This window comes from Streptomyces sp. NPDC048504, from assembly GCF_043200035.1.
Lineage (GTDB): Bacteria > Actinomycetota > Actinomycetes > Streptomycetales > Streptomycetaceae > Streptomyces.
Map to the genome: position 1 here is coordinate 155,450 of NZ_JBICXA010000021.1, position 14,028 is coordinate 169,477.

The following is a 14,028-nucleotide window of genomic DNA, read 5'->3' on the forward strand; positions in this document are numbered from 1 at the left end:
CGTGTCACCATCGGCCCGGCTCGGTGCCGACGATCGGTTCGGACGGCTTGCCATTGACGCCGACCGGTATGTCGCCGGTGAGCATCACGCGGTGCATGGTCCGCGGGAAGCCGAGGTGGGCGTTGTCGCTGGGGGCGAGGTGGATGGTGGCCCGGTTGTCCCAGAAGGCCACGCTGCCCGGCTCCCAGCGGAACCGGACCGTGTACTCGGGCCGGGTCGCCTGCGCGAGGAGCATCTCCAGGATCGCGGCACTCTCCGCCCGGGAGACGTCGGTGATCTGCTCCAGGTAGTAGCCGTTGACGAACAGCACCCGCTCCCCCGTCTCGGGGTGCACCCGGACCAGCGGGTGCACCGAGGCGACCTGGTGGTCCAGGAGGTGACGGACGTACGCGTCGTCGCCGGGGCGGGGCTGATAGCCGACGCCGAGCCGGTGCTCGGCCCGCAGCCCGTCCACGAACTCCCTCACCGGCTGCGACAGTCCGGCGTACGCGGCCGCCAGGTTGGACCAGGTGGTGTCGCCGCCGTACGGTGGGACGGTCTCCGCGCGCAGGATCGTCGCGGCGGGCGGGTCGACGCGGGCGCCGTGGTCGCAGTGCCAGCCGCGCAGCAGTGTGTGCCTGCGTCGCTCCAGCCACTCCTCGTGCTCCATGCCGAACCGGCCGCCCAACTCCAGCCGGTCGGCGGTCGTTTCGACCTCGGGGAAGCCGGCCGGTGACGCGCTGCCGCGCCGCCCGAGCACGACCGGTTCCCCGAAGCGGCGCGCGAACGCGACATGCCCCGTGTGGTCGAGGCGTTGCCCGCGGAAGAACACGACCTTCCAGCGCAGCACCGCCGCCCGGATCGCGGCGACCACGGCGTCGTCGAGTTCACCGGCCAGGTCGACACCGGTGATCTCGGCCCCGATGTGCCCGGAGGCCGGCCGCACCTCCATGCCGTCCACCCGCACCGCCTCGTCCGTCGTCGCTCCGCTGCTGTCCGTCGTCATGCCCGCTCCGTCGTCGTACGTGCCCGGCCGGTCGTCCGTACCAGGTCCCCCTACCGGGTCCGTACCCAGGTCGTACCGGTTCCAAGGAAGATCGTGTCAGCGATCCCCGCGCAGGGCGACAGGGGTTCCGGTCGCCCATACTGGGTGTACCGCACAGTCAAGGGAAGGTCAGACCGTGATCAGCATCCCGACGCACACGCTCAACGACGGCACGAAGATCCCCGCCATCGGCCTGGGCACCTGGCCGATGGACGACGCGACGGCCGAGGAAGCCGTCGCCGGTGCGTTGCGCATGGGCTATCGCCTGGTGGACACGGCGACGAACTACCGCAACGAGACCGGTGTCGGCCGTGGCATCGCCCGCAGGGATGTGCCCCGCGAGGAGATCGTCGTGACGACGAAGCTGCCGGGTCGCCATCAGGGCTACGAGGAGACCCTCGCGTCCTTCGAGGAGTCCCGGGCGCGGCTCGGCGTGGAGTACGTGGACCTGTATCTGATCCACTGGCCGCTGCCCCGCGTCGGCAAGTTCGTCGATTCCTGGAAGGCGATGATCAAGCTCCGCGAGGACGGTCTCGTCCGGTCGATCGGCGTCTCGAACTTCACCCCCGGGCACATCGAGCAGTTGGAGAAGGAGACCGGCGTCCTGCCCTCCGTCAACCAGATCGAGCTGCACCCGCTGTTCCCGCAGGACGAGCTGCGCGCTTTCGACACCGAGAAGGGTGTTCTCACGGAGAGCTGGAGTCCTCTCGGTCGTGGTTCCGAGCTGCTGAACGGCCCCGCCGTGGTGACGGTCGCCGAGGCCTTCGGTGTGACACCGGCGCAGGTGGTGCTGCGCTGGCACACCCAGCTCGGGGCCATCCCGATCCCCAAGTCGGCGGACCCCGACCGGCAGCGCGCGAACCTCGACATCTTCGGCTTCGAACTCGGCCCGGCCCAACTGGCCGCCATCGCCGACCACACGCCGCAGCGGCTGGGCGGGGACCCGGAGACGCACGAGGAATTCTGAGAGTCCCGGGGGTGGAAGTTGCGTGTTTCCGCCCCCAACTCGCCTTCCCTGCCTCTATGTTCACGGCGGAGGTTCAAGATCTCACCGGAAGGTTCTCGTATGCGCACCGCGTTCCGTACCGCCGTGACCGGGTCGGTGGCCGCCGCCGCTCTGCTGGTCGGCGGCACCGCCCAGGCGACCCCGGCAGGCCCCGGAGTCACCGCCCGGCTGATCAGCCAGACCACGATCGGCGACACCGACTACACCCTGCGCGAGATCACCATTCCGCCCGGCCAGGCCACCGGCTGGCACTACCACGACGGTCCCCTGTACGGCATCGTCAAGCAGGGCACGCTCAGCCACTTCGACTCCAGCTGCGCCTCCGACGGCGTGTACCGGGCGGGCAGCCCCATCCAGGAGCCGGCCGGTTCGGGCAATGTGCACATCGGCCGCAATCTGGGGAACGTCCCTCTCGTCCTCGACGTGCTGTACGTCCTGCCGCACGGATCACCGTTCTCGGAGGACGCGCCGAACCCCGGGTGCCCCTTCGAGTGAGTGGTCCGGTCAGTCCGGCGGCAGCGGCTGTTCGGCCCAGATGGTCTTGCCGCTGCCGGTCTGCCGGCTGCCCCAGCGCTGGGTGAGCTGGGCGACGAGGAGGAGTCCGCGGCCGCCCTCGTCGTAGGCGTGGGCGCGGCGCAGGTGCGGTGAGGTCGAACTCCCGTCGGAGACCTCGCAGATGAGGGCACGGTCGCGGATCAGGCGGAGCTGGATGGGCGGTTCGCCGTACCGGATCGCGTTGGTGACGAGTTCGCTGACGACGAGTTCGGTGACGAAGGACTCCTCGTCCAGTCCCCAGGCGGTGAGTTGCTCGGTGGCGGCCTGCCGGGCGCCGGCCACGAGCGCGGGGTCGGGTTCGATGTCCCAGGTGGCGACCCGGTCCGCGCCGAGCGCCCGGGTGCGCACGAGCAGCAGGGCCACGTCGTCGCTGGGCTCCTCCGGCATCACGGCCTTCAGCACCGAGTCGCACAGCGCGTCGAGCGACTCGGCGGACGCGGTGAGCGCGCGGCAGAGTTCGGCGGTGGCGTGGTCGACGTCGCGGTCGCGGTCCTCGATCAGGCCGTCCGTGTACAGGGCGACGGTGGCTCCCTCGGGCAGCTCCAACTCCACTGCCTCGAAAGGGAGTCCGCCGACGCCGAGCGGTGGCCCGGCGGTCATGGGGACGAGGCTCGCGGTCCCGTCGGGCAGGACGACGGCCGGCGGTGGATGTCCGGCGGCGGCCGTGGTGAGGCGGCGCGAGACGGGGTCGTAGACGGCGTAGAGGCAGGTGGCGCCGAGTTCCGCGACCTCGTCGCCGGTGTCGTCCGTCGCGAGGTGGGTGACCAAGTCGTCGAGGTGGGTGAGGAGTTCGTCGGGCGGCAGGTCCACGTCGGCGAGGGTGCGGACGGCCGTGCAGAGGCGGCCCATGGTCGCCGCGGACGGGATGCCGTGTCCGACGACGTCGCCGACGACCAGGGCGACGCGGCTGCCGGACAGCGGGATCACGTCGAACCAGTCGCCGCCGATGCCCGCGAGTGACCCCGAGGGCCGATAGCGGTGGGCGACCTCGACCGCCGCCTGCCCGGGCAAGTCCCTGGGCAGCAGGCTGTTCTGGAGGGCGAGTGCGGTGGAGCGCTCGCGGGCGAAGCGGCGCGCGTTGTCGATGCAGACGGCGGCCCGGCTGGCCAACTCCTCGGCGAGTACGGCGTCGTCGGCCGCGTAGTCGTCCGGGTGGGCCATGCGGACGCCCACCGCGACGCCGAGCGTGGTGCCCCTCGCCCGCAACGGCACGGCGATCATCGAGTGGACGCCCTTGCGGTGCGGAATCCCCTCTGGGGAGCGGGCGTTGCGGTCGTCGACCCAGCGGACGAAGTCGGGTTCGCCGGCCTGACTGCGCACCGCCCGTCCCTCGCGCAGGGCCCGCACGGGCGGCGAGAAGGGTGGATAGACGTCCGCCTGCCCCAGGGGTACCGCGGCGTCCGGCGCTCCCTCGGTGACGGAGCCGTGGGCCACGCGCCGCAGCACGATCTCGCCGTCCGGGGCCGGTGGTGGTTCGTCCGCGCCGAGCACCCACGGGAGCAGGTCCACGCTGGCGAAGTCGGCGTAGCGCGGCACGAGCATCTCCACCAGTTCCTCGGCGGTGCGGACCACGTCGAGGGTGGTGCCGATGCCGGCCGCCGCCTCGTTCAGCAGGGCCAGCCGCTGCTGGGCGAGGTACTGCTCGGTGCTGTCGAAGGCTGCGAGGGCGACCGCGGTCACCCCACCGGAGTCGCCCTTGAGGGGCCACATCTCGATGCTCCAGGCGTGCTCCCGGTTCAGGGCGGGAGCGCCGGCCCAGCTGTTGTAGCGGACCGGCCTGCCCGTCTCGGCGACCAGGCGCAGGTTGGCCAGGAAGCTCCGGCTGTGCTCGGCGTCCTCGACGCTCTCCGGGAAGAACCGGCCGATCAGGACGTCCTCCGGGACTCCCATCACCCGGCACGCGACGTCGTTGAGGCGCAGGTAGCGCTGCTCGGTGTCGAAGACGGAGAGCGACATCGACGCCTGCTGGAAGGCCTGCTCGGCCAAGGTCGGTGCGGGTGCAGGTGCGGATTCGGGTTCGCTGAGGGGTTCGGCGGTGAGGACGTATCCGTCCGGTGCGCCGTCCGCGCCGAGCATCGGGCAGGCCCGCACGGTGAGCGGGAGCGGGGTTCCGTCCCGGTGTCGTAGGACCAGGGTCCCCGTCAGCGCGGCCAGGGCCGTCGTGGAGGGAGGTTCGGCGAGCAGTGCCGCCACCGACCGGCCCACGGCCTCCTCGGCCGGGTATCCGGTCAGTGTCCGGGCACCGTCGCTCCACCCCGTCACGATGCCTCGGGCATTGATGACCGCCGCGGCGGAGACCTGCTCCATATCGTCCAGGATGGTCCCTATACCGCGTCGCAACAACCGCGATACGGCATTTGTGGCCCCTGTGTCACCTCCGGAGGGCGCGGAGGGCGGCGAGGGCGCGGTCGGCGTGGGTGTTCATCCGCAGTTCGCTGGAGACAACCTCCAGGATCGTGCGGTCCTCGCCGATGACGAAGGTGGCCCGCTTGGTGGGCGCGAGCGAGAACCCGCGCTTCACCCCGAACCGCTCCCGGATCGTCCCGTCGGCGTCCGAGAGCAGCGGCATGCCGAGGGTGTGCTTCCCGGCGAACTCCTGCTGCTTGTCGACGGAGTCGCCGCTGATGCCCACGGGCCGCGCGCCGACGGCCGCGAACTCGGCGGCCAGATCCCGGAAGTGGCAGGCCTCGGCGGTGCAGCCGGCGGACAGGGCGGCCGGATAGAAGAACAGCACCACCGGCCCCTCGGCGAGCAGTTCCGTGAGGCCGCGCTCGGCGCCGGTCTCGTCCGGCAGCGTGAAGTCCTCGACCTTGTCACCGACGTTCAGGCGTCCCGTCATGACCGTCCCTCCCCATTCTTCGCGACATTGCGTGCCCACAGTACGAGGGGCACCTGCAAGGGCAGCCGTCCGTAGGCCGCCGCTTTCTGCGGGGTCGGCCGGTCCCGCCAGTCCAGCGCCATCTTCACGTTGGAGGGGAACACGCCCACGAAGAACCCCGCCGCGGCCAGCGCGGCCGTACGCCGGGTACGCGGCACCGCGATCCCCGCGGCCAGCGCCAGTTCGACGGCACCGCTCGCGTACGTCCACGTCCGGGGCGACCCCGGCAGGGCGCGCGGGATCGTCGCGTCGAACTGTCTCGGCGAGGTGAGATGGGCGACCCCCGCGGTCGCCAGCAGACCGGCGAGCAGCAGCGACGAGCGTTCGGACCGTGGCACGGTTCCTCCTCTGATGGCCTGCCGCGCGATGTTACTCCACGGTAGAAGAGCGATGACGGTTGACCTTGTCCAAAGGTGAGGCCCGACGGTCGTGCGGAGACGAACGAGAGGAACCCGCATGAACGCGCGCTGTCTGATCCTCGACATCGGCGGTGTCCTGGAACTCACGCCCCGGACCGGCTGGCTCACCCGCTGGGACGAGCGCCTCGGCCTCCCGCCGGGCACGGCGGACGAGCGACTGACCGACATCTGGGAGGCCGGAGAGATCGGAACCATCACCGAGAACGAGGTGCGCGAGAAGGTGGCCATCCGGCTGGGACTCGGCCCGGTGGACACCGAGTCCTTCATGGCGGACCTGTGGGAGGAGTACCTGGGATCCCCGAACACCGAGTTCATCGACTACGTGGCGGGGCTGCGCCCGCGCTGCCGGCTGGGCATCCTCAGCAACAGTTTCGTGGGCGCCCGCGAGCTGGAGGCGGCGGCGTACGGCTTCGACCGGCTGGTCGACGAGATCGTCTACTCCCACGAGATCGGCGTCCGCAAGCCCGACCCCAGGGCCTTCGCCATCACCTGCGCCCGGCTCCAAGTACGGCCCGGCGACTGCCTGTTCGTCGACAACTTCGCCCCCCATGTCGAGGCCGCCCGCACCGCGGGGATGCTGGCGCACCTCTTCGAGGACAACGCCGGCACGGTCGCGCGGATCACCGCACACCTGGACCCTACTGTTTCGGTCTGACCTTTGATATGTTTCGCAGCCGGAACCGGAGAAGGGTCCACATTCCATGGACTTTGAGCTGACCGAGGACCAGGAAACGATCCGCAAGTCCGTCGCCGGACTGCTGCGCGACTTCGACGACCAGTACTGGATGCGGAAGGACCAGGCGCACGAGTTCCCGACGGAGTTCTACGACACCGTCGCGGGCGGCGGCTGGCTCGGGATCACGATCCCGGAGGCCTACGGCGGCCACGGCCTCGGCATCACCGAGGCCAGCCTGCTGCTGGAGGAGGTGGCCCGGTCGGGCGGCGGCATGAACGCGGCCAGCGCGATCCATCTGTCCATCTTCGGTATGCATCCGGTGGTGGTGCACGGCTCCGAGGAGCTGAAGCGCCGCACACTCCCGCGCATCGCCAACGGCGACCTGCACGTCTGTTTCGGCGTCACCGAACCCGGCGCGGGACTCGACACCGCGAGCATCACGACGTACGCACGACGGGACGGCGACCACTACATCGTCAACGGCCGCAAGGTGTGGATCTCCAAGGCCATGGAGTCGGAGAAGATCCTGCTGCTGACGCGCACCAGCAAGGCCGACGAGGTCACCAAGAAGACCGACGGGATGACCCTGTTCCTGACGGACATCGACCTCGACCGGATCGACGTCCGCCCGATCCCGAAGATGGGCCGCAACGCCGTCACCTCGAACGAACTCTTCATCGACGACCTGCGCATCCCGGCCGAGGACCGCGTCGGCGAGGAGGGCCAGGGCTTCCGCTACCTCCTCGACGGCCTCAACCCCGAGCGCATGCTGATCGCCGCGGAGGCCCTCGGCATCGGCCGGGCCTCGCTCGACAAGGCCGTCCAGTACGGCAAGGAGCGCGTCGTCTTCGGGCGCCCGATCGGCATGAACCAGGCCATCCAGTTCCCCCTCGCGGACTCCCTGGCCCACCTCGACGCCGCCGAACTCGTGCTGCGCAAAGCAACGTGGCTGTACGACAACGGGAGGCCCTGCGGGCGGGAGGCGAACACCGCCAAGTACCTGTGCGCCGACGCCGGGTTCACGGCCGCCGACCGGGCCCTGCAGACCCACGGCGGCATGGGCTACTCGGAGGAGTACGGCGTGTCCCGCTACTTCCGCGAGGCCCGCCTCATGCGCATCGCACCGATCAGTCAGGAAATGATCCTGAACTACCTGGGATCACACACGCTGGGACTCCCGAGGAGCTACTGAATGACCGACAGCACAGGGCTGTTCGACCTCACGGGCCGCTCGGCGCTGGTCACCGGTGCCGGGGGCGGCATCGGTTCCGCGGTCGCCGAGGCGCTGGCGCGCGCGGGTGCCGCGGTGCTGGTGACCGACGTCGACGAGTCGGCCGCCGCGGCCGTCGCGGAGAAGATCGACGCCGCGGGCCTGACGGCGGACAGCGCCGCACTCGACGTACGGGACCGGTCCGCCGCCGACGTCGCGGTGGCACGCGCGGCGGCGCTCGCGGACGGGACGCTGCACATCCTCGTGAACAACGCCGGGGTCATCGCCCCGGCCATGTTCGACAAGCTGGAGGAGGAGGCGTTCCGGCGCGTCCTCGACATCCATGTGATGGGCACCTTCCACTGCGCGCAGGCCGCGCTGCCGTTCCTGCCCGACGACGGATCGGTCACCTCGTCCGCGGGCCTGGTCGGCACGCTCGGGCAGGTCAACTACTCGGCCGCCAAGGCGGGGATCATCGGCCTGACGAAGTCCCTGGCCCGCGAACTGGCGCGTCGGCGGGTCCTGGTCAACGCCCTCGCGCCGCTGGCGGCCACGCCCATGACGGAGACCATCCGCACCAACGAGAAGTTCTCGGCCCAGATGCTCGCCCGCATCCCGCTGGGCCGGTGGGCCGAGCCGGCGGAGATCGCGGGCAGTTTCGTGTTCCTCGCCTCGGACGCCGCCTCCTTCATCACCGGGCAGGTCCTGCCGGTGGACGGCGGCATGGTCATGTAGACGGGCGACGTGCGTGCTGCGCGGCACGGTGATGTGACAGCCGGCGCGCGTGCTGTGTTGAATGGTTCAGCCAAAGAGGCCGAAGAGCGCGGCTTCCGACGAGAGGCCTGAACCTGTGCAGAGCGCCGAGCATCCTTCCCGCACCCTTCGGGGACGCGCTGCGGCCGGTGAGCCCCGGCCGCGCTTCGACACGCTCACCGTCCCGAAGGCGTCGGACGTGCTGGCGGCTGAGGTGCGCGAGCGGATTCTCTCCGGGGAGTTCACGGAGGGCACGGCGCTGCCGCCGGAACGGCAACTGGTCGAGCAGACCGGGCTGAGCCGGGCGACCGTGCGCGAGGCGCTGCGCATCCTGGAGGTCGAACGGCTGCTGGAGATCAGGCCGGGGCGCGGGGGCGGCGCCTTCGTGCACCGGCCGGGCCGCGAATCCCTCGCGAACACCGTGCGGCTGGTGATCCGGGGGCAGCGGATCCGGCTGGAGGACCTGCACGAGACCCGGGAGGCGATCGAGCCCGCGTGCGCGGCACTGGCGGCCAGGCGCCGCACGGACGCCGACCTCGTGGAGCTGGACGACGCCCACACTGACCTCGTCGCGGCGGGCGAGGACATCCAGCGCTTCCTGCGCGCCAACATCCGCTGGCACAACGCCGTGGCGAGGGCCGGCGAGAACGAGCTTCTCATCGGGTTCATGAGCGCTCTCTCGCAGTCGATCCACGCGGCCACCAACATCGAGCAGTTCATGGACGCGGACATCCGCAAGCTCACCGCCCGCGCGCACGCCCGGATCACCGAGGCGATCCGGGACCGCGACAGCGAGGCGGCGACGCGCCGGATGACACGCCATGTGTGCGGCTTCGCCCGCGCCGCCGCCGAGGTGGACCGCCGGGACGGAGTGGAGCTCACCGATCCGCAGAACTGACCCGACCGGAGAATCGGCCCACCGGAAGGCGAGAATGTGATTCTCTTCTTCATGCAACACCATTGACAGTATCGGTCTGACCTTTAATACCATCCCGGTATGAGCAAGGTGCCTCCCGTGCTGACCGTGGCCGCCGACGGAGACGTCCGCATCGTCACCCTGAACCGCCCCGACCGGCTGAACGGCGTGTCCGAGGAACTGCACCGCCGCCTGTCGGAGGTGTGGCGCGAACTCGCGGACGACACCAAGGCCCGGGCCGTCGTCCTCACGGGCGCGGGCCGCGCGTTCAGCGCGGGCGGCGACTTCGACCATCTCCTACGGCACCACACCGACCCGGAGCTGCGGGAGCGGTCGATTCGTCTCGACCGCACCATCCAGACCGAGATGATCCGCTTCCCGCTGCCGGTGATCGCCGCCGTCAACGGCCCCGCGGTGGGCCTGGGTTGCAGCCTCGCCATGGCCTGCGACCTGGTGCTGATCTCCGAGGACGCCTACTTCGCGGACCCGCACATCTCGGTGGGCCTGGTGGCCGGCGACGGCGGGGTCACCCTGTGGCCGATGCTCACCAGCCTGCTGCGCGTGAAGGAGTATCTCTTCACCGGCGACCGTATCCCCGCCCCCAAGGCGGTCGAACTCGGCCTCGCCAACCGCACGGTCCCGCCCGACGACCTCATGCGCGAGGCACTCGCCCTGGCCCACCGGCTCGCGGCCCAGCCCGCCGAGGCCCTCCGCGCCACCAAGCTGGCCCTCGCGGCGGTCGTCGAGCAGGTGTCACGCGGCGGCATGGAAGCCGCGCTGATGGCCGAGCGGGCCACGATGACCAGCCCGGACCACATCCGCATCATCACCGAACTCGCGGCCCGCGCCGAACGGCGCGCCCACCCCCCTGAGGAGAACTGAGCGTGGACCGCGAGGAGTTCGTCCTGGTCCGCGACATGGTGCGCTCAATCGCGACCCGCTTCGGCGTGACATCGGCGGACGAGGTGAAACCGTCGACCCGGACAGCTGCCCAACAGGCCCTGGACGACATGGGTTTGGCGGATCTACGGCGCACCTCTCCCCCGGCGGCGACCGCCCAGGAGTGCGCGCTGCTCGCCGAGGAGCACAGCCGCCACCCGCTCACGACATCCCTGCTCGGCACAGTCCTGCTCGCCCCCGAGTTGCTCCGCCTACTCGGCGACGACACCCCGCAGTCAACGCCCACCATCGCGCTCACCCGCGAACTCCGCTTCCCCGTACGGACGCCGACAGATCTCCTCGCCTGGGACAGCGAGGGAGCCGACAGCGCGCTCTGCGTCACCGCCGAAGGGGCAGTCAGCCGGGTCGAGTTGGGCCCGGCGGCGCCGAGCATGGACCTTGTGCGCTCGGTGCGGGCGGTACCGCCGGATGCTCCCGTGCAGGCCGTCGGTCATCTCGACCCGCCGGACCAACTCCGTTGGCAGGCCTACGCACTTGTCGTTGTGACGGCCGAACTGGTAGGCGCGGCAGGCTCATTCGTGGAGCAGGCGGTCGAATACGCCCGTGTCCGCCGCCAGTACGGACAGGCGATCGGCTCCTTCCAGGCCGTACAGCATCTCCTCGCGGACGCGACCGTCCTGGTGGAGGCGTGCACCAGCGTCACGAGGTACGCGGCCTGGTGTCTCGACAACGAGCAGCCGGAGCGCGCCCTGACGGCGGCACGTGTCGCCAAGGCGGAGGTCAACTCCTCGGCACTGGAGGCGGTTTACGCGGGGATGCAGGTCTTCGGCGGTATCGCCCAGGCGTGGGAGCACATCGCACACCTGTATCTGCGCAAGGTGCGCCTGGGCGCGACGCTCCTCGCCACGACGGACGAATTGCTCGCCGCGCTGGCCGTACCGGAGGTGACGCGATGACCGACACCCCGCTGGACTTCGGCGACCCGGCCGATCTGGACCGGCTGCGGCGGGAGTTCCGTGCCTGGCTGGCCGAACACCCCCTCCCCGAGCGGGAGTCGGGTGAGCCGGTACCGGTCTTCCTGCGCCGCTGGCACCGTTTGCTGCACTCGGGCGGCTGGGTCGGACTCGACGTCCCGGAGCGCTACGGCGGCCGGGGCCTCACCGCGCTGCACCAGGTGGCGATCAGTGACGAACTGGGCGCCTGCCGGGCTCCGGGCGTCCCCCGGATCGGGTATCTCGCCCACGCGCTGCTGGAGTTCGGGTCGGAGGAACAGCGACTCCGGTTCCTGCCGCGCATGTTGGCCGGTGACGAGGTGTGGTGTCAGGGCTTCAGTGAGCCGGATGCCGGTTCGGACCTGGCGGGCATGAGCACCTTCGCCGCGCGGCACGACGGCTTCTACGTGGTGCGCGGGCAGAAGCTCTGGACGAGCTACGCCCAGTACTCCGGCCTGTGCCTGCTGCTGGCCCGCACCAACCGCTCGGCTCCGGCCCACAAGTCGATCTCGGCGTTCATCCTTCCCCTGGACCGACCCGGCGTGACGGTCCGACCGCTGCGCGCGGCCGACGGCGACGACGAGTTCTGCGAGCTGTTCCTGGACGACGTCCGCATCGAGGAGTCCGAACGCATCGGCGCCGAGGGCGTCGGCTGGGCGCTGGCGATGACGACGGTGTCGTACGAGCGCAACGCCCTCGACACCGGGCACATCTCGAAGTACGGACTGCTCGTCGAACGACTGCGGCGCCACGCCGCCGACCACCGAGGCAGCCTGCCCGACGGGCTGTTGTCCCGGATCGGCCGGTGTGTCGTGGACTACGAGGTCCTCGTGGCGCACGCCCGCCGCCGCACCGCCGAACGTCTCGCCGGGCAGGTCGCCGGTCCGGAGTCGTCCGTGGACAAACTGCTGATGACGAGGACCGAACAGCGGCTCTACGACACGGCACTTGAGGTGTTCCCTGCCGAACTCTCCGGAGAGAGCGGCGAGTTGTTCGGCGACTACCTCTACTCCCGCGCGGCCTCCGTCTACGGCGGCACCTCCCAGATCCAGCGGAACATCATCGCCAAGCGGATCCTGCATCTCCCCTCGAACGGCTAGCCCTGGAGCCAACTGATGCGCTACGACGACGAATTCCTGAGCATCCCCAACGTCATCAGGCTGGCGGCCAGGCGTTTCGGGGACGCCACGGCGCTCATCGACGGTGACCGCCGGTGGACGTTCCGGGAGCTGGAGGAGCAGATGGTCGACTCGGTCCGCGCCACCATGGCGCTCGGCATCAAGCCGGGCGACCGGGTCGGGCTGTGCGCCCCCAACTCGGCGGAGTGGATCTTCACCGCCCTTGGCATCCACGGCGCCGGAGCCATCCTCGTACCGCTCAACACACGGTTCAAGGCGCAGGAGATCTCGTACATTCTGCGGAAGTCGGAGGCGGCGGCCGTGTTCGCCTCGCCCTTCCTCGGCAACGACTACATCGGCGAACTACGGAAGGCCGATCCGGGACTGCCGGCCCTGCAGAAGACGGTGTCCGTCCGCGGCCCGCAGGGGGCGGCCGAGCTGGCCTGGAACGACTTTCTCGGCGCGGGAGAGGACGTTTCGCCATCCGCCGCCCATGAGTCGATCAACCGGTTGACGCCGGACGACGTGTCCGACGTGATGTTCACGTCCGGCACGACCGGCCACCCTAAGGGCGTGATGCTCACGCACGGCCAGTCCCTGCGCGCCTACGGGTGGATGGCGGAGGAGTACACCTTCGATGCCTCCGACACCTTCCTGGTGATCCCGCCCTTCTTCCACTGCTTCGGATACAAGGCCGGGTGGCTGGCCTCCCTCATGCACGGGGTGACCGTCATTCCCATGCCCGTCTTCGACGCCGGGCGGGCGCTGGACCTCATCGCGCGGGAGGGGGTGAGCATTCTCCTCGGACCGCCGACGATCTTCCACGACCTGGTCAACCACCCGGAGCGCGCCGCGCACGACCTGTCGTCGCTGCGGGTCTCGATGACGGGTGGTACGACGATCCCGGAATCGCTGATCCACGCCATGAAAGCGGAGTTGTCGTTCGACATCGTGATGAGCGCCTACGGCCTGACCGAGTCGACGGCGCTGGTGACCACGACCCGTGTCGGCGACACCGAGGAGACGGTGGCTCACACCACGGGACGTGCCATTCCCGGTGTCCAGGTGCGGATCGTCGCCGCCGACGGTCTCGACGTCCCGATCGGACTCGACGGCGAGATCCTCGTCCGCGGCTACAACGTCACCCGCGGCTACTGGGACGACCCCGACGCCACCGCCGCGACGATCGACGCCGAGGGCTGGCTGCACACCGGGGACATCGGCCGGCTCGACGACGACGGCAATCTCGCCATCGTCGACCGCAAGAAGGAGCTGTACATCGTCGGCGGCTTCAACGCCTATCCGGCGGAGATAGAGAAGCTGCTTCTCGGCTGTGAGAACGTCCAGCAGGTCGCCGTGATCGGGGTTCCCGACGAACGGCTCGGCGAGGTCGGCTGCGCCTTCGTGGTCGCCTCACCGGAGCGGACCCCGACCGAGACCGAGGTCATCGCCTGGGCCCGCGAGCACATGGCCAACTTCAAGGTCCCCCGGCATGTCCGCTTCGTCGACCAACTCCCGCGCAACGCGAGCCAGAAGGTACTGAAGGACGAACTCCGTGCCAGTTTCACGGCAGCGAGCTGA

The 14,028-nt window shown here is 70.2% G+C and carries 14 protein-coding genes; 10 read left to right on the forward strand and 4 right to left on the reverse strand.

Annotated features, from left to right (window positions below):
• Positions 1-4: 4 nt before the first annotated feature.
• A complete protein-coding gene (locus tag ACGFY9_RS41055; protein WP_393763036.1) occupies positions 5-985 on the reverse strand; it encodes a TauD/TfdA dioxygenase family protein in 981 nt (326 codons plus the stop codon).
• 175 nt (positions 986-1,160) lie between these two features.
• On the opposite strand from ACGFY9_RS41055, the gene ACGFY9_RS41060 reads away from it, so the two are divergent.
• Both ACGFY9_RS41060 and ACGFY9_RS41065 read left to right on the forward strand, forming a co-directional pair.
• Positions 1,161-1,991, forward strand: coding sequence for an aldo/keto reductase (locus ACGFY9_RS41060; protein WP_393763038.1), 831 nt, complete (start codon positions 1,161-1,163; stop codon positions 1,989-1,991).
• Between the two features lie 99 nt (positions 1,992-2,090).
• Positions 2,091-2,525, forward strand: coding sequence for a cupin domain-containing protein (locus ACGFY9_RS41065; protein ID WP_393763040.1), 435 nt, complete (start codon positions 2,091-2,093; stop codon positions 2,523-2,525).
• A gap of 9 nt (positions 2,526-2,534) precedes the next feature.
• Here ACGFY9_RS41065 and ACGFY9_RS41070 read toward each other — a convergent pair whose 3' ends face one another.
• The 3 genes from ACGFY9_RS41070 to ACGFY9_RS41080 all read right to left on the reverse strand — a co-directional run bounded on the left by ACGFY9_RS41070 (position 2,535) and on the right by ACGFY9_RS41080 (position 5,801).
• Entirely contained in the window at positions 2,535-4,892 is a 2,358-nt protein-coding gene (locus tag ACGFY9_RS41070) for a SpoIIE family protein phosphatase (protein ID WP_393763042.1), read from the reverse strand.
• 64 nt (positions 4,893-4,956) lie between these two features.
• The gene (locus tag ACGFY9_RS41075) at positions 4,957-5,424 is read right to left on the reverse strand and encodes a peroxiredoxin (protein ID WP_393763044.1); all 468 of its coding nucleotides are present in this window, start codon (positions 5,422-5,424) and stop codon (positions 4,957-4,959) included.
• Positions 5,421-5,801, reverse strand: a complete 381-nt coding sequence (locus tag ACGFY9_RS41080; protein ID WP_393763045.1) for a DoxX family protein — start codon at positions 5,799-5,801, stop codon at positions 5,421-5,423. The genes ACGFY9_RS41075 and ACGFY9_RS41080 overlap by 4 nt, the downstream gene beginning before the upstream one ends.
• Positions 5,802-5,919: 118 nt before the next feature.
• On the opposite strand from ACGFY9_RS41080, the gene ACGFY9_RS41085 reads away from it, so the two are divergent.
• The 8 genes from ACGFY9_RS41085 to ACGFY9_RS41120 all read left to right on the forward strand — a co-directional run bounded on the left by ACGFY9_RS41085 (position 5,920) and on the right by ACGFY9_RS41120 (position 14,028).
• Positions 5,920-6,537 carry an HAD family hydrolase gene (locus tag ACGFY9_RS41085; RefSeq protein ID WP_393763046.1) on the forward strand — a complete coding sequence of 206 codons (618 nt, stop codon included), beginning with the start codon at positions 5,920-5,922 and terminating at the stop codon, positions 6,535-6,537.
• Positions 6,538-6,583: 46 nt separating this feature from the next.
• A complete protein-coding gene (locus ACGFY9_RS41090) occupies positions 6,584-7,750 on the forward strand; it encodes an acyl-CoA dehydrogenase family protein (protein ID WP_393763048.1) in 1,167 nt (388 codons plus the stop codon).
• Positions 7,751-8,503: an SDR family NAD(P)-dependent oxidoreductase gene (locus ACGFY9_RS41095; RefSeq protein WP_393763050.1), complete on the forward strand. Its 753-nt coding sequence runs from the start codon at positions 7,751-7,753 to the stop codon at positions 8,501-8,503.
• Positions 8,504-8,720: 217 nt separating this feature from the next.
• On the forward strand, positions 8,721-9,419 hold the full coding sequence (locus ACGFY9_RS41100; protein WP_393763052.1) for a FadR/GntR family transcriptional regulator: 699 nt from the start codon (positions 8,721-8,723) through the stop codon (positions 9,417-9,419).
• Between the two features lie 99 nt (positions 9,420-9,518).
• Positions 9,519-10,319, forward strand: a complete 801-nt coding sequence (locus ACGFY9_RS41105; RefSeq protein WP_393763054.1) for an enoyl-CoA hydratase/isomerase family protein — start codon at positions 9,519-9,521, stop codon at positions 10,317-10,319.
• 2 nt (positions 10,320-10,321) lie between these two features.
• On the forward strand, positions 10,322-11,293 hold the full coding sequence (locus ACGFY9_RS41110; RefSeq protein WP_393763056.1) for an acyl-CoA dehydrogenase family protein: 972 nt from the start codon (positions 10,322-10,324) through the stop codon (positions 11,291-11,293).
• Positions 11,290-12,429 carry an acyl-CoA dehydrogenase family protein gene (locus ACGFY9_RS41115; RefSeq protein WP_393763058.1) on the forward strand — a complete coding sequence of 380 codons (1,140 nt, stop codon included), beginning with the start codon at positions 11,290-11,292 and terminating at the stop codon, positions 12,427-12,429. Before ACGFY9_RS41110 ends, ACGFY9_RS41115 begins: the two co-directional genes overlap by 4 nt.
• A 15-nt stretch (positions 12,430-12,444) precedes the next feature.
• Positions 12,445-14,028, forward strand: a complete 1,584-nt coding sequence (locus ACGFY9_RS41120) for a FadD3 family acyl-CoA ligase (RefSeq protein ID WP_393763060.1) — start codon at positions 12,445-12,447, stop codon at positions 14,026-14,028.

Coding starts and splice junctions, on each gene's coding strand:
- ACGFY9_RS41095 (WP_393763050.1), top strand. CDS start 7,751: ATGACCGACAGCACAGGGCTGTTCGACCTCACGGGCCGCTCGGCGCTG.
- ACGFY9_RS41090 (WP_393763048.1), top strand. CDS start 6,584: ATGGACTTTGAGCTGACCGAGGACCAGGAAACGATCCGCAAGTCCGTC.
- ACGFY9_RS41115 (WP_393763058.1), top strand. CDS start 11,290: ATGACCGACACCCCGCTGGACTTCGGCGACCCGGCCGATCTGGACCGG.
- ACGFY9_RS41070 (WP_393763042.1), bottom strand. CDS start 4,892: ATGGAGCAGGTCTCCGCCGCGGCGGTCATCAATGCCCGAGGCATCGTG.
- ACGFY9_RS41065 (WP_393763040.1), top strand. CDS start 2,091: ATGCGCACCGCGTTCCGTACCGCCGTGACCGGGTCGGTGGCCGCCGCC.
- ACGFY9_RS41120 (WP_393763060.1), top strand. CDS start 12,445: ATGCGCTACGACGACGAATTCCTGAGCATCCCCAACGTCATCAGGCTG.
- ACGFY9_RS41105 (WP_393763054.1), top strand. CDS start 9,519: ATGAGCAAGGTGCCTCCCGTGCTGACCGTGGCCGCCGACGGAGACGTC.
- ACGFY9_RS41085 (WP_393763046.1), top strand. CDS start 5,920: ATGAACGCGCGCTGTCTGATCCTCGACATCGGCGGTGTCCTGGAACTC.
- ACGFY9_RS41055 (WP_393763036.1), bottom strand. CDS start 985: ATGACGACGGACAGCAGCGGAGCGACGACGGACGAGGCGGTGCGGGTG.
- ACGFY9_RS41075 (WP_393763044.1), bottom strand. CDS start 5,424: ATGACGGGACGCCTGAACGTCGGTGACAAGGTCGAGGACTTCACGCTG.